We start from the raw sequence: 17,200 nt of genomic DNA, 5'->3' as shown, positions 1-17,200 counted from the left end.
ATGAGTGCCGCCACCCGCCACCGCCTGCTGTTGCTGCTGCCGCTGGCCGTCTTCCTGGTCCTGGGCGGTTATTTCGCGCTGGGGCTGACCCGCGACCCGTCCAAGCTGCCTTCCGTGCTGATCGATAAGCCCGTCCCCGTCTTCGCCCTGCCCGGCGTGACGGAAGGGGGGCCGGGCCTGGCCAGCACCGACCTGACGGGACAGGTGCGGCTGGTCAATATCTTCGCCTCCTGGTGCGCGCCGTGCCGCGTGGAACATCCCCTGCTGATGCGCCTGGCCAAAGAAAAGGGCGTGGCCATCCACGGCATCAACTACAAGGACAAGCCCGAGGCGGCCCGGACCTTCCTGGCACAGTTGGGCGACCCTTATGTCAGTGTCGGCGCCGACCGCGATGGGCGCGTCGCCATCGATTTCGGTGTCTATGGCGTGCCGGAAACCTATGTCATCGACAGGCAAGGCCGCATCCGTCACCGCCATGTCGGGCCGCTGATGCCCCATGACCTGGAAGAGACGATCCTGCCCCTGGTGCGGGAATTGTCCAGATGACGGGCCGGTCCCTGTTCCGCCGGCATCGGACGGGCCTGATGGCCGCTACCCTGTGCCTGTCGCTGGCCCTGCCGGCCCTGGCCGTGCGGCCTGACGAAAAGCTGTCCGACCCGGCGCTGGAGGCGCGGGCGCGGGACATTTCCAGGGAACTCCGCTGCCTGGTCTGCCAGAACCAGTCGATCGACGACAGCGATGCCGATCTGGCCCGCGATCTGCGCGTGCTGGTGCGCGAACGGCTGGTGGCCGGCGACAGCGACCGGCAGGTGCTGGATTTCGTGACGGCGCGCTATGGCGATTTCGTGCTGCTGCGCCCACCCGTCACCAGCTACACGGCGGTATTGTGGGGCGGGCCCTTTGTGCTGCTGGTTCTGGCCGGGCTGGGCACGGCACTTTACCTGCGCCGAAGGCGGCAGGAGGTGGAGCAGACGCCGCCGCCCGCCCTGACGGCGGAAGAAGAGGCGCGGCTGCGCGCCCTGTTGGCCGATGACGAGGCGGGGGGGCGTAAATGATCATGTTCTGGTTGGTGGCCGCCAGCCTGACGGCGCTGGTCCTGCTGCCCCTGCTGCGGGCCCTGCTGCGGCCGGCACCGCCACCGGAAGGGGCGGCCGGCTTCGCCCGCTCCGTCTACGCCGCCCAGGTGTCGGAAATCGAGCGGGACACGGCCCGCGGCATCCTGACACCCGATCAGGCCCGCGCCGCGCGGGCCGAGGTGGGCCGCCGCCTGCTGTCCGCCGCCGACGAGGCGGAAAAGGCCGCGGCCGTGCGCACGGCGGGTCCGGCGGCGCGCACCGCCCTGCTGCTCACCCTGCTGCTGCCGGTGGGGGCCCTGGCCCTGTACCTGTCGGTGGGCAATCCCACCCTGCCCGGCCAGCCATTCGCCAGCCGCCCCGCGGAACGGCCCGTGCCGCCAGAGGTGCTGGAGGCCGTGGCCAAGCTGGAAGCCGCACTTGCCGCCAATCCCGATGATGCCGGCGGCTGGGGTCTGCTGGCCCAGACCTATGCCGCCATGGGCCGGACAGAGGAGGCGGCACAGGCCTGGCGGCATGTGTCGCGGCTGGCGCCCGATGATGTTTCGGTAAAATCCACCCTGGCAGAGGCGCTGACCCTGGCCGCCGACGGCATGGTGGGACCGGAAGCCGTCGGCCTGTTCACCCAGGCGGCCGACGCGGACCCGATGGATGCCCGCGCACGGTATTATCTGGGTGTGGCCCGCCTGCAGGCCGGGGACATCCGCGGGGCGCTGGACCGCTGGACGGCCCTGGTCGCCGACAGCCCCGCCGATGCGCCCTGGCTGCCGACCGTGCGGGACCGCATCGCATCGGCCGCCCGCACCGTGGGACTGGACCCCGCCGCCATCACGCCCGCCCCCCGCCCCGCCGCCAGCGCCCCGCAGGCCGCCGGCGGGTCCGGGGGATCGGCCCCCGCCCTTTCCCCGGAACAGATGCAGGCCATGGCCGGCATGGGGGAAGCCGAACAGCAGGCCACCATCAATGCCATGGTCGATGGGCTGGAAGCCCGCCTGCGCGATGAGCCGGGTGACGTCGAAGGCTGGCTGCGCCTGGCCCGCGCGCGGGAAGTGCAGGGCGACCTGGACGCCGCCCGCGCAGCGCTGCGCGGGGCCACCCGCGCCGATGCCGCCAACCTGCAGGCCTGGCTGGACCTGTCCCGCCTGACGGCACCGGACGATGGACAGACAGAAGGCGGGGCGGAATTCCTGGCCGCCATGGCCCGTGTCCTGGAGCTGTCGCCCGGCAATCCGCAGGCGCTGTACTATCTGGGCCAGCAGGCCGCCAACCAGGGGGACACGGCCCGCGCCCGCGACCTGTGGAACCGATTGCTGGCCCAAATCCCAGCCGATGCGCCGCAGCGGCCCGAATTGCAACGGCGGCTGGACCAGCTTCCATAGGCGGGGGCCATCGTGCCCCCGCCGGCCGAACCCAAGCCCAAGCGGCAAATGTCCGCGACATTCGCCGCATAATATGCGGTGAATATTTAACTTCGGGGCAAATTCGGGGTGAAAGCGCCAGAAGCCTGCGGATTCCGACGAAATCGGCCACCTATTCCGATTTGAAGTCGGGCCAGCGTTCCGATTTCAAATCGGTCCATTATTCCGGTCGATTTCGGCCGGTTGGATGAGATGCCCCTCGTGTCGAAATTGGTGATGTCACGGGGAGGGATGGGTGGTCAAGGTCGATAGGCCTGCTTGCCCTCCGGCCGCGCGTTTGCGCAGGCTTTCGCCGGCGAGGTCGAGGCGGTGGGCGGCGTGGATGACGCGGTCGAGGATGGCATCGGCCAGGGTGGGGCTGCCGATCAGGTCGTACCAGCGATCGACCGGGACCTGGCTGGTGATGAGCAGGGGCCCGCGCCCGTAACGGTCCTCGACAATCTCCAGCAGGTCCCAGCTCTGCTCCGGCGTCAGCGGCTCGGGTCCCCAATCATCCAGGATCAGCAACTGCACCCTGGCCAACGCCTGGAGGAGCTTGGCATAGCGGCCGTCGCCCCGGCCGAGCGCCAGGGTGGCGAACAATCGCGGCATGCGCTGGTAGAGGACAGACATGTTCTCCCGGCAGGCCTTCTGACCCAAGGCGCAGGCCAGCCAGCTCTTGCCGACCCCGGCGGGCCCGGTGATGATCAGGTTCTGGTGCTCGCGGATCCAGCTGCTGGTTGCCAGATGCAGGAACATGCTGCGGTCCAGACCGCGGGCGGCGCGGTAATCGACATCCTCAACGCAGGCATCATGGCGGAGCTTGGCCCGCCTGGCCCTTGCCTCGAACCGTTTCTGGTTGCGGGCGGTGATCTCCTGGTCGAGCAGCAGGCCGAGCCATTCGGCATGGCCGAGCGTGGCCGCCTCGGGATTGGCCGACAGGGCCTTGAACCCTTTCGCCATGCCGGGCAAGCCCAGTTCATGCAGCAGGTCGATGGTGGGATGGGACAGCATCAGGTATCTCCTCAGTGGTAATAGCCGGGGCCGCGCAGATTGCTGTGCAGCAGCGGCATTGTGTCGTCGGCCGGCTTGGCCGCCGGACGGTCGAGATTGTTGTCGAGGATGGAGGCGATGCTCCGGTAGGCCAGGGCGCCGATCTCCAGTGCCCGGGCGGAGACCGCCTCGGCCCGCACATTTCCGGCCCCGCGGTAAAGCCGCAGGATGCCCAGGCAATTGCGGAACGCCTGCTCGGGATGGCGGCGCTGCGCCAGGATGGCGGTGAACAGCCCGGCCGTGTTCGGCCCGATCCGGCCGGCCTCGGTCAGGAACCGCTCGGCCGACCAGTCGGCATAATGGCGATGATGGGCCGGCATATGGTCGGGGTCGGTCCCATGCCGGGGGCCGCCATAACGGCGGGCATGGGCAGCGATCCGCCGGCCACCGCGGAATATCTCTACCGTCCGCGCCGTCAGACGCACATCCACCTGCTGGCGGATCAGCATATGGGGGACCGAGTAATAGAAATGCTCGATGTCGACATGGTAATCGACCCCGACCCAGGCCAGCTTCCATTCGGCATATTCATAGGGCTCGGCCGGCAGGGGCGTCAGCGCCGGCCGCTCCACCGTATCGAACAGGTGCCGGCGGCTGACGCCGATCCGGCGCATCATATGGCCGTTCATCCGATCCAGCATCTCGCCGATCGCGGCATTGGCCTCGGCCAGCGAGAAGAATGTCCGGTGGCGCAGCCGACCCAGGATATAGGTCTGGGCAAACCGCACCCCGGCCTCCACCTTCGCCTTGTCCTTCGGGCGCGACGGCCGGGCCGGCAGCACGCTGAACCCGTAATGCGCCGCCAGGCAGCCATAGGTGCGGTTGATCTCCGGATCATAGAATGATGCCTTTTGGACGCCGGCCTTCAGATTGTCGGGCACCAGCCGCCGCGGCACCCCGCCCAGGAACGACAGGAGCCGGACATGCGCCCCGATCCAGTCCGGCAAAGCCTGGGTCCAGCAGGCCTCCGCATAGGTGAAGTTCGAGGCGCCCAGCACCGCCACGAACAATTCCGCCTCCTTGATCTCCCCCGTCACAGGATCGGCGATCGGCACCTTCTTGCCGGAGAAATCCACGAACAGCTTGTCGCCGGCCACATGGTGCTGGCGCATCGTCGGCGCCAGCCGGCGCTCGAATTCCCGGTAAAGCTCGCAGAACCGGCTGTAGCCGTACCCGGAGGGTTCAGCCCCACGGTACTCCTCCCACAGGATCAGCAGCGTCACACCCGGCCGCCGCATCTCCCGGGCCAGATGCGCCCAGTCCGGCTCGACACGCCGCCGCGCGCCAGGCTTGAAACCCGCCCGCACGAACAGAAGCTGCTCCAGGATCGCGTCCGTAATCTCATCCGGCAACGGCCAGCGCAGTCCCGCCGCCGCCAGCCGCTCCAGATAGTCCGTCATCGTGCTGCGCGCGACGCCGATCCGCTGGGCCAAGGCCCGGTCACTCATGCCGCCGGCAGACTTCAGCCGCAGCAGCTCTCTTATCTTCCGCATCGTCAGCCTCTTCGCCGGCATCCAAACCCTCCAATCCAAAAGGGCAAGGATGCGCCAGGGGTGCTGACACGGGGGGAATCTCAACCCAGCAAAACCGCCGCCTTCACGTCGGAAAATGGCCCGACTTCAAATCGGAACGCTGGACCGAATTCATCTCGGAATAGGTAGCCGATTTCGTCAGAATCCGCAGCTATCATTCAGCCTATTCCTGGCCAATCCGCCATGCGTTGCCGCTGGACCGCGATCTCTGAGCGGCTATCATACCAGCATGTATCAGACCTTTTGGCGACCCGTTGCCGCTGGACCGCGATCTCTGAGCGGCTATCATTGCTCGGCCAGGATGGCGGCCTCGATGCAGTTGCCGCTGGACCGCGATCTCTGAGCGGCTATCATTGTCGGCGCGCACCTGGTGGCGGCGTTGGGTTGCCGCTGGACCGCGATCTCTGAGCGGCTATCATCCGGCCGAAGGCGTGCCGGAGGACCCGCCGGTTGCCGCTGGACCGCGATCTCTGAGCGGCTATCATCAGCAGGTGGAGGCACCGTGGGGCGCCGGCGTTGCCGCTGGACCGCGATCTCTGAGCGGCTATCATCAATGACATACGGACCCATGGGCTTCTTGGGTTGCCGCTGGACCGCGATCTCTGAGCGGCTATCATTTTCAACTTCTTAGCCATGCTGTGTCCTCTCGTTGCCGCTGGACCGCGATCTCTGAGCGGCTATCATTCAGCGCCAAAGAGCATAGCGAACGGGTGAGTTGCCGCTGGACCGCGATCTCTGAGCGGCTATCATGGCTTCCTCCCCCGTATTGATGGCCATCACGTTGCCGCTGGACCGCGATCTCTGAGCGGCTATCATCGGGGACGCGACATCTGCGAGCCTTGGTGCGTTGCCGCTGGACCGCGATCTCTGAGCGGCTATCATTTCACGGGCTTCCGGTGCGGAGAACATTTTGTTGCCGCTGGACCGCGATCTCTGAGCGGCTATCATGTGGGGTGCAGCGTCTGCTCCCCCGGCTGCGTTGCCGCTGGACCGCGATCTCTGAGCGGCTATCATCCTCTGGGCGATTTCCGGCCGCAAGATGTGTTGCCGCTGGACCGCGATCTCTGAGCGGCTATCATTCGTCCGCGCCGGTAGCGCCGCCTTGGATCGTTGCCGCTGGACCGCGATCTCTGAGCGGCTATCATATGCCCCTTTGTAGGGCTAGCCGAAGAGCGGTTGCCGCTGGACCGCGATCTCTGAGCGGCTATCATCGAGTGGCGGTCGCTTCGCCGCCGGATGCGTTGCCGCTGGACCGCGATCTCTGAGCGGCTATCATACAGCGAAGGCCCGCACAACCGCCTGTGTGTTGCCGCTGGACCGCGATCTCTGAGCGGCTATCATCAACACACCCTTGTCAATGTCATTTGTACCGTTGCCGCTGGACCGCGATCTCTGAGCGGCTATCATTCATTGGGCGTTGGGTCAGTGCTGTGGACTGTTGCCGCTGGACCGCGATCTCTGAGCGGCTATCATCGCGCGGCGCGCTCTACCTGATCAGGCGAGTTGCCGCTGGACCGCGATCTCTGAGCGGCTATCATCATCGCGTTCGACGGCGCCGCCCCGCCCTCGTTGCCGCTGGACCGCGATCTCTGAGCGGCTATCATCAAGGCCGTGATGCTGCCCCGGCCGCCGGAGTTGCCGCTGGACCGCGATCTCTGAGCGGCTATCATGTGGCCGCGCGGTGGCGCGATTTTCTGGCCGTTGCCGCTGGACCGCGATCTCTGAGCGGCTATCATTTGACCGAGGAACTGATGGTGGCCTGTTTCGTTGCCGCTGGACCGCGATCTCTGAGCGGCTATCATTTCGCTTTTTGTCGTAGATGCGAGCAATTCGTTGCCGCTGGACCGCGATCTCTGAGCGGCTATCATCACCTCCGGGATCGGGGCGCTGACGGCATCGTTGCCGCTGGACCGCGATCTCTGAGCGGCTATCATATCACTCGGACAGCACGGTGCATTGCACGGTTGCCGCTGGACCGCGATCTCTGAGCGGCTATCATCCTTGCGTGTTGAAACCGGTGGCGCCGTGCGTTGCCGCTGGACCGCGATCTCTGAGCGGCTATCATAGATTCCAGGCCGCAAGACAGTAGACTACAGTTGCCGCTGGACCGCGATCTCTGAGCGGCTATCATTGCGAACGTGACGCCTAGATTGGCTCTTACGTTGCCGCTGGACCGCGATCTCTGAGCGGCTATCATTTGGATATGCTCTGGATCGTCTTGCTCAGTGTTGCCGCTGGACCGCGATCTCTGAGCGGCTATCATAGATGAGCCATCATGTCCTTGATGTTAAAGGACATGATGGCTTTTCTGCATCTGGAAACCTGGCCATATCCGTCAAAAAAGAGCGAGTTGGTCAGGGTTTTTCCTCGGTTTGCGGCGGCGCTGGCTGGAGAATCGCACGATATTCTCGTATTGCCGGTCGGTAAAAGTGAGTACATGCACCTCTCCCTGGGTTGGAAGGTTGCTCTCGATTCGCCGCATATAGGTCTCGAACTGCTCCTTGCCGCTGCAAAATCGGGCATAGACAGAGAATTGGCTCTTCTCAAAACCCTCGTCCAGAAGGAATTGCCGGAATTTCGTGGCGTCACGGGATTGCGCCTTCGAGGCGACGGGCAGGTCGAACATCACGAAAATCCACATGAGCCGATATCCGCTGAGTTGTGTGGCGGTCATGGCACCAGCCTGCCTAGATCGGCCACCGCTGCCGGCAGCGGTGGCGGCGGCAGTTCCAGCACATCCGCCCGGCCCACCGTGAAGGCGTTGGCCAGACTTTGGGCGGCGCGGGTGGCTGCCATTGTCACGGTGGTGGTACCGCCCGCCCCAGGCAGGTCGAATGCGATAAGGCTGGCATATGCGCGCTTTGCCACCGGGTCGACCGAGACGACACCCTTGTCCAGAAGCCGCAACGTCAAGGCATCTACCAGGGGCCGGAATGGCTCCACCAGGTCGTCCGCCAGGGTGAAGGCGTTGCCGCGATTGGCATGGTGGATACCGATTGATGGGTGCAGCCCCGCCGCGACGGCGGCGCGGGCACAGAGCGAGCGCATGACCGTATAACCGTAATTCAGCATGGCGTTGGCATCCGCCGCCTCCCGGTCACGCCGGAAATCCTCGCCCATCAGCAGGGGCCAATAACGGCGGGCGGCCTGCGCTTCGACATTGCCGGCATCGCCCGAAGTGACCTTGCGTATCAGAAGGTCGAAGGCGTCGGCGGGCTTGTCGTGGGCAACCAGCACCGCCCGTTGCCAGTCGATCTTGGCTACCACCACCCGCCGCCACAATTGCTTGACCAGGGGACGGCCTGCCTCCCATTGCGCGCGGAAGCGGGCGTTCTGAGCATGGTGCCCGTCGATAGGCAGGCAGAGTGCCACCGGCGCATGGTTGGAACCACACACCACCATGATGGCGCCCCGTTCCGCCAAGGCCACCAGCACGCTGGTGGTCCAGGTGACGCCATGGGCATGGACGATGACGGCCGCCACATCGTCCAGCGGGATGCGCCCCACTTCCTGCCTGTCCTCGCTGACCACCATGAATCCGCGATGGGCCGACAGGTGTCTTCCATCGGTGGCGATGTCGACGATCCGTTCCAGACCCATGGCCCACCTATCCCGTCAGCCTTCCGGCTTCGGCCGCGTCCGACGGCGGGTTTTGCGGGCGGGGAAGCCAGGATCCTGGACGCGCCCCAACTCGTCCACCCGCACCTGCCGCGCCTTCTGCCGCGACAGGCTGCCTGCGGCTGCAAAGACATAACGGAACGGATCACTATCGTTGGGCAACCCGTGGCGTTCCTTCAACTTGCCAGCCTCGTTCGGCTCGGCCAACACGATCTCCCCGCCCTGCCCGAACTTCACCACACGCAGCAGGCGCCGGCCACCGCCATCGGGCTCGATCGCAATCAGGTCGTCCTGCCGCAGGCTCAGCACCTTGCGCGCTGTCGGGCAGTCGCGGCGGATGGTGGATATCCATCCGGGCTGGTGGGCGTTGAACATGGTGACGACGTCGGCCTTCCAGCTTCCGTCCGGCAATTCCCAAACATCGTAGCGATAATTGCTGTCACCCTTGTAAGCCTTGTAGGGCACGCCATCGGGTCCGGCGATGGGAATGACCTTCAACCGCCCCGTCAACCGAAGACGCCGGATGCCCCGAAAATGCAGGGGGCCGAGTTCGGGAAAGCGCGAGAGCGCCTTCTCGAACTCCTTGCCTTCCTTGCCTTGCGTGAATTGCCGCAGGGCGGCACGCAGGTCCGGGTCACGGACATCATCGATATCGCCCGGCTTCAGGCCCATCAAGGGCTTGCGGACGACCACCAGATACCGCCCCTCCTTGTCCGCCGGACCGGCCAGCCCATAGGCCGTATCATTATGCAGCTTGCCCGCCGTCTGATCGCGGCCCTTGGCAAGACCCGCCTTGGAGGCCGTGCCATGGTCGGGACGGTGCCAGACGGTGATGAAAGCCAAGGTGCGGCGCAATTCCTCCCGGAAGCCTTCCCACGGGTCCGGGACGATCACCCGTTCCCGCCCCTCCCCTCCTTCCAGGGCCGAGGCGCGGGATATGCCCTGCAGAAGCGAGCGGTCGGTGACGGCTACAACGAAGGCGTCAATCGTGTGGTGGCGATGGTCCAGGCGGTTCTTGGTGCCGGCGAAATTATGATCGGGCAACAGTTCGTTCAGCCCCAGTTTGCGCCGTATCAATTCCGTCAGGCGGCCAGGGGAGACCCAGACATGGCCGCTGCCCTCCCCCTTCTCCGGGTAGAGCGCCTCCAGATATTCGCGCGCCAGCCGCGACATGTACTGGGTATCCACCAGGTGCCGGGCAATGAAACCACCCTTCTCGTCGAATCGCTTCATCGCGTCGGGTTCAAACCGCCAGCGCTTCTCCTTGGGCAGGCGCGCGGCACGCGCAGCGATGTCTGGCCAAAGGTCGGTATGGCCCCAAGCCTCATAGGGCGACATTTTCCGTTTGCGCCGGTTCCATTCGCGCAAGCACAGGATCTTGTTGCCGTTGCCATCGTCCCAGGTGGCGTCGAAGGGCAGGATATGGTCCACCTCGACCGCGTCGGAAAACAGCATGGAGGGTGAAATTTGCACCCCGCTATAGATGCAGCGGCGATCCAGGCAATTTTCGTCGTTTAACTCCTCCCACAGTTTCAGCCGCGCGCGGTTGGCGCCGGTGTTGGGCTGGCCCAGTTCGGCCAGCTTCTTCGACCGTGCCTCCGCCTTGACGCGGTTGCGATTGTTTTCCCGTGACAATCGCTGCTTCTCCTCCTCGGTCAGCTTCAGTTCCCGCCCCAGTTCGATAGCGATCTGTTCCGGCCGGCCATAGGTCTTGATCAATCGGTTGACGATGCGGCGTAGGCGGTTCAGCGCGATATGCACGGTGGGGTTGGTCAGACGGCCGATGCGCATTTCCTCCGGATCATTCTTCTCACCAGTGCCGGGCAGCAGGTGGCGTTCCAGGGTGACGCCGTAATAAGGCAGATCGGCCAGCACTTCGCCCGTGCGCATATCGCTGTGATGGCCCAATCCCGCCACCTCCACCGCCTCGCTATAAACAATCACGTTGGCCTGCAGCGCCTCGATCAGCCGCCGCGTCGCCGTTTCCCCGAAACGGCCGAAGCCCGACGGCAAGTGGGCCGCCGCAACCGCCCTGGCTTGCTCCGCGTCCAGCCCGTGCTCTTCGCGCAGCCAAGCATCCAGAAGTGTACCATCCTGCTCGTCGATCAGGCGGGACAGGATGGACCATTGCTTTTCCAGCGAGAAATGCGCCCAACGCGATCCGAAGCGGGTCTTGGCCGCCATCTGGGCAAAGACCTCGTCCCCCGCCAGATCCTTGCGGTTCTCCCCTTCCTTGTTGAAGCGGGCCTCGGGTTCCAGTTTCAATACCTTGCTGCGCAAGCTCTCGAAGCTGACCTTGGCCTTATCCTTCAGCTTCAACAACAGCAGGTCGCGCTGCTCGCACGTCAGCTTCGTCGCCACCTCTCCGGCCCGGACGACCCGCAACGCGTTCACCTCTTCCAACAGCCGGCGGCGCTGAAACAACGGATGGGCCTTGGGCAGGCGCGGCTCGCTGTTGAGCAGGGTGCATTTGCCGATCCGTGGCTCCTTCAATGGGCGCTGATGGAAGATAGCCTCATGCAGCAGCGCCCGGTTCTCCGGTGTCAGCAGGCCGGGATGATACGGAGCCTGCGCGTCCCAGATGGCCTCGAATTCCTCTTCCACCAGTTCGCGGCCGGGATAGAAATCATAGCCGTTACCCTTCGCCTCCTCCCCGGTTTCTGGACGCAGACGGGTGCGCACGCTGGGGATTTTGTTCTCATCCGGCGCCGACTCGCGGCGTCCATGTAGGAACTCACCCATGGTACGGGCGCCATCCTGTTCGATGGCTTCGCGCAGCCGGTTGATGCCCAGGGCGACCTTGCCCGCGTCATCGTCCGTGCCCCGGTCGGTCTTGCGATTCGACTTGAAGCCGCGGCGTTGGTTCAGGTGAAAGAAGGCACGGCCCAGATGGTGGGGCGGCAGCGCCTCGTCCAGGGCGCGGGTGCGCAGGGCATAAGGGTCCAGCAACTCCAGCGCCTTCGCCCTGGCGGGATCGGCGGGGAACAGGCCCGCCAGGGTCAGCCGCGCCAGCAGCTTGACCTGCCGCCCCAGAAACCGGTCGCGCCGCCGCCGCATGGCCCGCGCCGCGCGGCGTTCAACCCCCAATGGCGTTCCCTGTTGGTCGCCACGCGACGGCGCCCGGCCGTCACCGAAAATATGGCTGCCCGCGGCCAGGATACCGCTCGGAAAACCCTGTTCATCCAACAGGATAGCACACCACCCCAACGACCCCGCGCCCATGTCTAAGCCCAACCGCCAGCGCATTTCCCCTCCGGTTGTAAATTTAAGTTCTATGTGGGAAGATGCCATCCTTGACTTTGTCAATTTTAACCATAACGTCAAGTCTCAGCTTGATTGAGTGACATCCCCTCCAAAGGAAGAAACGAAATCAAGGTAGGCGTCGCTCACTATTAGAGTATTATTTCCTTCCACCGAAAGATACCCGACCATCGCGCAAACGATGGTCGGGTGACGCACTTCAATAAGCTGTGTTACTGGGAACACAAGCTCTATGTGTTGCAGCTTGACAAGTTCCTGATCTTATGTCTATGTACATTTTATCAGAGATCGCGGTCTGGCTGTTAACAAGCAGTCATCTGCACCAGATAAGGGCGGCGCTCCGGCGCCGCCTTTTTACTTTCTGACGTCGCCTTGCCCGTACCGCAACGCAACCTCCCCGTCCATGCCCCCCAACGGGTGGTGACAATCCAAGTATCCGGCGGGCATCTTCACGCGAAGTAGGATCTGCACAGGCCGCAGATTGCCGGTCAGTTTGTAAATGAGGGCAGCCTTGGTTTGTCGCAGGGAATGGGCTCATAATCCTCCCGGCGCGGGCCGATCCCTATTACCCATTCCTCGACGAGGCGCGCCTGCTGACAGGTGCTGATAGGCTTTGCGTGCGACCCGGCTGGGGAAGACGTAATCAGCAAGCGTCCCGCCCCGACGTTCCAGCCAAGCCCGGAGGCTCTTGCGGGCCGTTTCCATCAATTCGAACTGAACTGGCCGGCCTGTTTTCTTCTGAACAACCAGGGCACGAGACCGGATTTCCCCACCACGAACGATATCGCCGATCTTCATCCGGACAAGGTCGCAGCCACGTAGCTTGCTATCGATGGCCAGATCAAATAAAGCGCGGTCACGCAGCCGCTGCTGGTGGTCGAGCCAGAAACGGATGGTCTAGACCTGCTGTGGTTTCAGGGCCCGCTTGGCACCGATCCGCCTGCCAGCATTCCAAGGCTTGTTTCCTTTCGCGCCAGGATCAAACGCTGAACGTCCCATGACATCCTCCATCGCGGCCGTGTTTGACCCAACGGAAAGGTACGTCCATTGTCCGCCGTCAGCCCCCTATGGGACGGGCCACTTCTGTCCCATAGGGGCTGACGGCGGACAGGTCGGCAGCAACGTCTCGCTGTTGGCCGATCCGGATGGTGATGGCGTTGCCGACCTGACTATGATCATGGCCGGCATCACCAGTGCCGAACTGGTCTTGTAGTCAACGGAGGAGAGCCGACGGAAATATCGGCTCTCCTCCAGATTCTGTCAGACAAACTGTCCTTCGCCGGGCGACTTTGCATCCGTCCGGAATGTGCGTATACCATAGCAACCTGGACGAGTTGTTTGCCGGGTGGCTTTGCGAACAAGACACTCGTCCCAATGTCTGCTTACCGGGCGACCATTGCGACGGCGGAAAGGCTATAATGGGCGCGCAAAGCGCGCGGCGCCTAGGCCCGGGTCACCCAGCCCTAGTTCGGCATAGGGTGTGCCCTTCTTGCGCAGCAGGTCACGCACCGGAATGCCCATGCTGGCGATCAGCCCGACCAGCGTCTCCCGCACGGGCGGGGTCTTCAGGTACTCAATGATCGCCGGTTCCACCCCGCTGTTGCGGACCATGGTCAGGGGCTTGAGAGTGGTGAGGCTCACCTTTATGAAAGATCGCTCCGGCCCCACGCCCCACACGAGTCGAGGGGCGGGCCGACAGCCATGCAAACCTTGTAAAGCGGTGTCCCGTGGGATGTGGGGCCATCGGGGCATCACGGGCGATGGAGGGGTGATATAGATGCCGTCTTCGCCACTGGCCACCGCGCGGGTACACGACGTCCGGCACTTGGCCACCAGCGTGACCCAGGTTTTACCCGGCTTTTGTAGGGTGGGATGCTCAACCGTGGGGATGGCGTGGGGCAGGCCCAGTGGCTTGCCAGGGCGTTCGGCCCGGTAGGGCAAAAACACCAATGATTTCAAATGGTTGGCTGGCGCGCCCGAAAGGATTCGAACCTCTGACCCCCAGATTCGTAGTCTGGTGCTCTATCCAGCTGAGCTACGGGCGCATCGCCATGATCGACCGGGCTGGTGAAGATATTCGGAAATGGCGCGCCCGAAAGGATTCGAACCTCTGACCCCCAGATTCGTAGTCTGGTGCTCTATCCAGCTGAGCTACGGGCGCGCTGTCTTCCGATTTCCGGTTCCCGGGAAGGGCACCAGCCGGTGAGGTGCGGCTTTTATCCGATGCTGGCGGGGATTGCAACGGGATTCTGCGTCGCATGGGTGAGAGGCGGGCCGGCGTGGATTGCCGGGAAGCGTGTCATGGGATATTCCTGCCCGAAACCATGAAAGCAGGCCCGCCTTGAGCAACAAGATCCAGAACCCCGAAAAGAATTTCCCCGTCACCTGGGAGGAGTTGCACCGCAACGCCAAGGCCCTGGCCTGGCGGCTGGCCGACCATGCCAAATGGAAAGGCATCATCGCCATCACCCGCGGTGGCCTGGTGCCGGCCGCCATCATCGCACGCGAGCTTGATATCCGCGTGGTGGAGACCATTTCGGTCAAAAGCTATGACCACCAGACCCAGGGCGAGATCCGCGTGCTGAAGGCCGCATCCGCCGTGGAAGATGGCGGCAAGGACTGGCTGCTGATCGATGATCTGGTCGATACCGGAAAGACGGCGGCCCATGTGCGCAAGCTGCTGCCCCACGCCCATTTCGCCACCATCTATGCCAAGCCGGCGGGCCGGACGCTGGTGGATACCTTCATCACGGAAGTCAGCCAGGATACCTGGATCTTCTTCCCCTGGGACCTGCTGCCCGTCAGCTACCTGCAGATCGAGCGCTGAGCGGCCGGGCGAGACCAGCGGATATTGACGACATCCCCGTCGGGGGGCGCTGCCCGGTGGGCAGCGTTCCCGGTTCCCACCGGAACCGGCCCGGCCGTGTTCCGGCTCAATCCGGGCTCCTTCAATCCGGGTTCAGTTCAATCCGGGTTCAGCGTGTCGCGCAGGCGCGGCGCGCTTTCGATCATCTGCCGGGCGTCGGACCGGTCATTCGGCGATGTCATGGTACCGCCCATGCCGAACACCTGGTCCCCGCGCGGCGGCAGGGATGGCGGTGCCCCGAACTTGGCTTGCAGGCGCCGGTATTCCTTTTCGTGATATTCCAGCGATTCCTGGAAATCCGGCTCGCCATTGCGCGGTGCGGTCACGATCACCTCGTCCGTCACCTCTGCGGGCGGGGACGTCGGTTGCTGTGCCCAAGCCGGCATGGCCGGCAACAGCAGCAAACTGGCGAACAGGATGGGACGGACGACGGCGTTCATGGCGTGCCTCATCATTGTCAACCCATCATAGCAGAGATGGGCCCAAGGCGCGCGGTTTCACACCCGTCCAAAAGGCCAGACCCGGGCCGGATGGCCGAGACCGGCCGCCACCCCCTATTCCCATCCGCCTAGAAGAGGCCGCATACGCAGGCTTTCCTTGTTGCGCACGCGCACCTTGCCATGCACATGGTCCGGCATGGCATCGCGCGGCCCGCCGACGCGCACGGGGCGTTCGGCGAAGCGGCCGAGCGAGATCATGCGGTCATAGGTGACGATGGCCGCCGCCACCGAGACATTCACGCAGAACTTCGTGGGGATCTTCACGACATGGTCGCAGCGGGCCAGCATGGCGGGTGACAGGTTGCCCCGTTCCGGTCCGAACACATAGGCGGCGCGCAGCGGATGGCGGAAGCTGGGCAATTCGGCCGCATCATCGGTCAGTTCACAGCCGACAAGCTGGCATCCGGCCGGCAGCGCCATGTCGTCGATCGACCGCCAGCCATAATAGGGCACATGATCGACGCCGCCCGACGTGTCGGTGACGCGCAGCGCACCGGCATCGACCACGGCATTGACGGAAAAGACGAAGCTGGCACCGAACGCATGGCCCGTGCGCATGATGGTGCCGAGATTGCCGGCCTTGCTGATGCCTTCGGCGCCCAGGGCGAAATAACCGCGCATGATGATCCGATGCCACTGCGATGGAGGGGATGAAAAGGGGATGGAGGGTTTAGCGGGGATTCCTTGCACAGATCGGCCGGGCACGGCAAGGTTCGCCGCCCTGCCACCACCAATGTCCCCCCGTCATGACCGGTCCCGCCGATCCAAGTCCGCCCCATGTCCATGGACCCGGGTGCGGCCACGCGCCCCGCACGGGCGACGGGGCCGATCTCGCCGTGATGCTGCCCGACAACCGCACCAACCCGATCCTGGTGCAGCTCACGCGCGGTCCCATGGTGGAAAGCCTGCATCGCGGCCGCGCCGTGGCGGTGGGGGCCGACGGCGCGGTGCTGGGCGCCTGGGGCGACGTGAAGGCACTGGTCTATCCGCGATCGGCCAACAAGGCGATGCAGGCGCTGCCGCTGGTGGAAACGGGGGCGGCCGATGCCTTCGGCCTGGGGTCGGAGGAACTGGCCCTGGCCTGCGCCAGCCATGGCGGGGAGCCCATGCATACCGACCGCGTCAGCGCCTGGCTGGCCCGCCTGGGCCTGACGGCCGGCGATCTGGAATGCGGGACCCACACCCCCTACCACCCGCCCACGGCAGACGCGATGCTGCGCCGGGGCGAGGCGCCGACCCCGCTGCACAATAATTGCTCGGGCAAGCATGCCGGCATGCTGACGACGGCCCTGCACCGGGGCGAGACCATCCGGGGCTACGTGTCCTACCAGCATCGGGTGCAGCAACGCATCCTGGGCACGATCGAACAGGTGACGGCACAGGACCTGACCCGCGCGCCGTGGGGCACGGATGGCTGTTCCATCCCCACCATCGGCCTGCCACTGGAAGCGCTGGCCTTCGGCATGGCCCGGATGGCCGACCCGCAGGACCTGCCCCCGGCCCGCGCCGATGCCGCCACCCGCCTGCTGGATGCCTGGGGCCGGCATCCGGAACTGGTGGGCGGCACCGACACGTTCGACACGGGCTTCATGCGGGCCCTGTCGGGGCGCATCCTGTGCAAGGCCGGGGCGGAAGGTGTGTGCGTGGCCGTGATCCCGGACCAGGGCATCGCCGTGGCCGTGAAGATCGATGACGGGGCCGGCCGCGCCGCCGGCCCGGCCATGGCCCATGTGCTGCGCCGCCTGGATCTGGTGACGGCCGCCGAATGGACCGGGCTGGAAGAACTGGCCCACCCCGCCATCCGCAACCGGGCCGGTGCAAAGGTCGGGGGCCTGTCAGCGGGGTTCTGATACCCACTTGCGATGAGTAGAACGCATCGCAAGTGGGTCCGGCGGCGACG

At 64.9% G+C, this 17,200-nt stretch carries 15 protein-coding genes, 2 tRNA genes and 1 CRISPR repeat array; of the genes, 6 read left to right on the top strand and 11 right to left on the bottom strand.

All coding sequences use genetic code 11. The annotated features are described in order from the left end of the window. Genes ACM9LZ_RS10195 through ccmI form a run of 3 tightly spaced genes read left to right on the top strand, consistent with a single transcriptional unit; the run spans position 1 to position 2,452 of the window. Entirely contained in the window at positions 1-546 is a 546-nt protein-coding gene (locus tag ACM9LZ_RS10195) for a DsbE family thiol:disulfide interchange protein (RefSeq protein WP_416619288.1), read from the top strand. Next, on the top strand, positions 543-1,055 hold the full coding sequence (locus ACM9LZ_RS10190) for a cytochrome c-type biogenesis protein (RefSeq protein ID WP_416619287.1): 513 nt from the start codon (positions 543-545) through the stop codon (positions 1,053-1,055). Before ACM9LZ_RS10195 ends, ACM9LZ_RS10190 begins: the two co-directional genes overlap by 4 nt. Beyond that, positions 1,052-2,452 carry a c-type cytochrome biogenesis protein CcmI gene (ccmI, locus tag ACM9LZ_RS10185; protein ID WP_416619286.1) on the top strand — a complete coding sequence of 467 codons (1,401 nt, stop codon included), beginning with the start codon at positions 1,052-1,054 and terminating at the stop codon, positions 2,450-2,452. Before ACM9LZ_RS10190 ends, ccmI begins: the two co-directional genes overlap by 4 nt. A 258-nt stretch (positions 2,453-2,710) precedes the next feature. Here ccmI and istB read toward each other — a convergent pair whose 3' ends face one another. From istB to ACM9LZ_RS10155, 6 genes are all read right to left on the bottom strand, one after another. Continuing rightward, a complete protein-coding gene (gene istB / locus ACM9LZ_RS10180; RefSeq protein ID WP_416619285.1) occupies positions 2,711-3,484 on the bottom strand; it encodes an IS21-like element helper ATPase IstB in 774 nt (257 codons plus the stop codon). Between the two features lie 11 nt (positions 3,485-3,495). Continuing rightward, entirely contained in the window at positions 3,496-5,016 is a 1,521-nt protein-coding gene (istA, locus tag ACM9LZ_RS10175) for an IS21 family transposase (protein WP_416619284.1), read from the bottom strand. A gap of 226 nt (positions 5,017-5,242) precedes the next feature. Beyond that, positions 5,243-7,318: a CRISPR direct-repeat array (repeat unit 36 nt; unit sequence GTTGCCGCTGGACCGCGATCTCTGAGCGGCTATCAT). A 72-nt stretch (positions 7,319-7,390) separates the two neighbouring features. Continuing rightward, complete coding sequence (gene cas2, locus ACM9LZ_RS10170; RefSeq protein ID WP_416619283.1) at positions 7,391-7,729, bottom strand: CRISPR-associated endonuclease Cas2; 339 nt, start codon at positions 7,727-7,729, stop codon at positions 7,391-7,393. Further along, positions 7,726-8,655 carry a type II CRISPR-associated endonuclease Cas1 gene (gene cas1 / locus ACM9LZ_RS10165; RefSeq protein ID WP_416619282.1) on the bottom strand — a complete coding sequence of 310 codons (930 nt, stop codon included), beginning with the start codon at positions 8,653-8,655 and terminating at the stop codon, positions 7,726-7,728. The genes cas2 and cas1 overlap by 4 nt, the downstream gene beginning before the upstream one ends. 15 nt (positions 8,656-8,670) lie before the next feature. After that, positions 8,671-11,919 carry a type II CRISPR RNA-guided endonuclease Cas9 gene (gene cas9, locus ACM9LZ_RS10160; RefSeq protein WP_416619281.1) on the bottom strand — a complete coding sequence of 1,083 codons (3,249 nt, stop codon included), beginning with the start codon at positions 11,917-11,919 and terminating at the stop codon, positions 8,671-8,673. A 549-nt stretch (positions 11,920-12,468) separates the two neighbouring features. Further along, positions 12,469-12,798, bottom strand: coding sequence for a tyrosine-type recombinase/integrase (locus ACM9LZ_RS10155; RefSeq protein WP_416619557.1), 330 nt, complete (start codon positions 12,796-12,798; stop codon positions 12,469-12,471). A 133-nt stretch (positions 12,799-12,931) separates the two neighbouring features. Here ACM9LZ_RS10155 and ACM9LZ_RS10150 point away from each other — a divergent pair, with 133 nt between their 5' ends. Further along, complete coding sequence (locus tag ACM9LZ_RS10150) at positions 12,932-13,147, top strand: hypothetical protein (RefSeq protein WP_416619280.1); 216 nt, start codon at positions 12,932-12,934, stop codon at positions 13,145-13,147. A 200-nt stretch (positions 13,148-13,347) separates the two neighbouring features. Here the strand turns inward: ACM9LZ_RS10150 and ACM9LZ_RS10145 are convergent, their stop codons facing one another. The 3 genes from ACM9LZ_RS10145 to ACM9LZ_RS10135 all read right to left on the bottom strand — a co-directional run bounded on the left by ACM9LZ_RS10145 (position 13,348) and on the right by ACM9LZ_RS10135 (position 14,095). Then, complete coding sequence (locus ACM9LZ_RS10145) at positions 13,348-13,575, bottom strand: thioredoxin domain-containing protein (protein ID WP_445376600.1); 228 nt, start codon at positions 13,573-13,575, stop codon at positions 13,348-13,350. Positions 13,576-13,902: 327 nt separating this feature from the next. Continuing rightward, a tRNA-Arg gene (locus ACM9LZ_RS10140) sits at positions 13,903-13,979 on the bottom strand. Positions 13,980-14,018: 39 nt separating this feature from the next. Continuing rightward, a tRNA-Arg gene (locus ACM9LZ_RS10135) sits at positions 14,019-14,095 on the bottom strand. A gap of 180 nt (positions 14,096-14,275) precedes the next feature. Between ACM9LZ_RS10135 and gpt the strand changes: the two genes are divergently transcribed. Further along, positions 14,276-14,761, top strand: a complete 486-nt coding sequence (gene gpt / locus ACM9LZ_RS10130) for a xanthine phosphoribosyltransferase (protein ID WP_416619279.1) — start codon at positions 14,276-14,278, stop codon at positions 14,759-14,761. Positions 14,762-14,898: 137 nt separating this feature from the next. Here gpt and ACM9LZ_RS10125 read toward each other — a convergent pair whose 3' ends face one another. Further along, positions 14,899-15,240 carry a hypothetical protein gene (locus ACM9LZ_RS10125; RefSeq protein WP_416619278.1) on the bottom strand — a complete coding sequence of 114 codons (342 nt, stop codon included), beginning with the start codon at positions 15,238-15,240 and terminating at the stop codon, positions 14,899-14,901. Between the two features lie 114 nt (positions 15,241-15,354). Beyond that, a complete protein-coding gene (locus tag ACM9LZ_RS10120; protein WP_416619277.1) occupies positions 15,355-15,921 on the bottom strand; it encodes a TrmH family RNA methyltransferase in 567 nt (188 codons plus the stop codon). A gap of 218 nt (positions 15,922-16,139) precedes the next feature. Here ACM9LZ_RS10120 and ACM9LZ_RS10115 point away from each other — a divergent pair, with 218 nt between their 5' ends. Then, complete coding sequence (locus ACM9LZ_RS10115) at positions 16,140-17,150, top strand: asparaginase (protein ID WP_416619276.1); 1,011 nt, start codon at positions 16,140-16,142, stop codon at positions 17,148-17,150. The last annotated feature ends 50 nt before the right edge of the window (positions 17,151-17,200 follow it).

It is taken from the genome of Niveispirillum fermenti, from assembly GCF_048066175.1.
In the GTDB taxonomy this organism is placed as follows: domain Bacteria; phylum Pseudomonadota; class Alphaproteobacteria; order Azospirillales; family Azospirillaceae; genus Niveispirillum; species Niveispirillum fermenti.
Note: the sequence above shows the minus strand (reverse complement) of the source record. Positions and strands in the feature narration are given on the sequence as shown.

Coding starts and splice junctions, on each gene's coding strand:
- ACM9LZ_RS10195 (WP_416619288.1), top strand. CDS start 1: ATGAGTGCCGCCACCCGCCACCGCCTGCTGTTGCTGCTGCCGCTGGCC.
- ACM9LZ_RS10190 (WP_416619287.1), top strand. CDS start 543: ATGACGGGCCGGTCCCTGTTCCGCCGGCATCGGACGGGCCTGATGGCC.
- ccmI (WP_416619286.1), top strand. CDS start 1,052: ATGATCATGTTCTGGTTGGTGGCCGCCAGCCTGACGGCGCTGGTCCTG.
- istB (WP_416619285.1), bottom strand. CDS start 3,484: ATGCTGTCCCATCCCACCATCGACCTGCTGCATGAACTGGGCTTGCCC.
- istA (WP_416619284.1), bottom strand. CDS start 5,016: ATGCGGAAGATAAGAGAGCTGCTGCGGCTGAAGTCTGCCGGCGGCATG.
- cas2 (WP_416619283.1), bottom strand. CDS start 7,729: ATGACCGCCACACAACTCAGCGGATATCGGCTCATGTGGATTTTCGTG.
- cas1 (WP_416619282.1), bottom strand. CDS start 8,655: ATGGGTCTGGAACGGATCGTCGACATCGCCACCGATGGAAGACACCTG.
- cas9 (WP_416619281.1), bottom strand. CDS start 11,919: ATGCGCTGGCGGTTGGGCTTAGACATGGGCGCGGGGTCGTTGGGGTGG.
- ACM9LZ_RS10150 (WP_416619280.1), top strand. CDS start 12,932: ATGACATCCTCCATCGCGGCCGTGTTTGACCCAACGGAAAGGTACGTC.
- ACM9LZ_RS10125 (WP_416619278.1), bottom strand. CDS start 15,240: ATGAACGCCGTCGTCCGTCCCATCCTGTTCGCCAGTTTGCTGCTGTTG.
- ACM9LZ_RS10120 (WP_416619277.1), bottom strand. CDS start 15,921: ATGCGCGGTTATTTCGCCCTGGGCGCCGAAGGCATCAGCAAGGCCGGC.
- ACM9LZ_RS10115 (WP_416619276.1), top strand. CDS start 16,140: ATGCTGCCCGACAACCGCACCAACCCGATCCTGGTGCAGCTCACGCGC.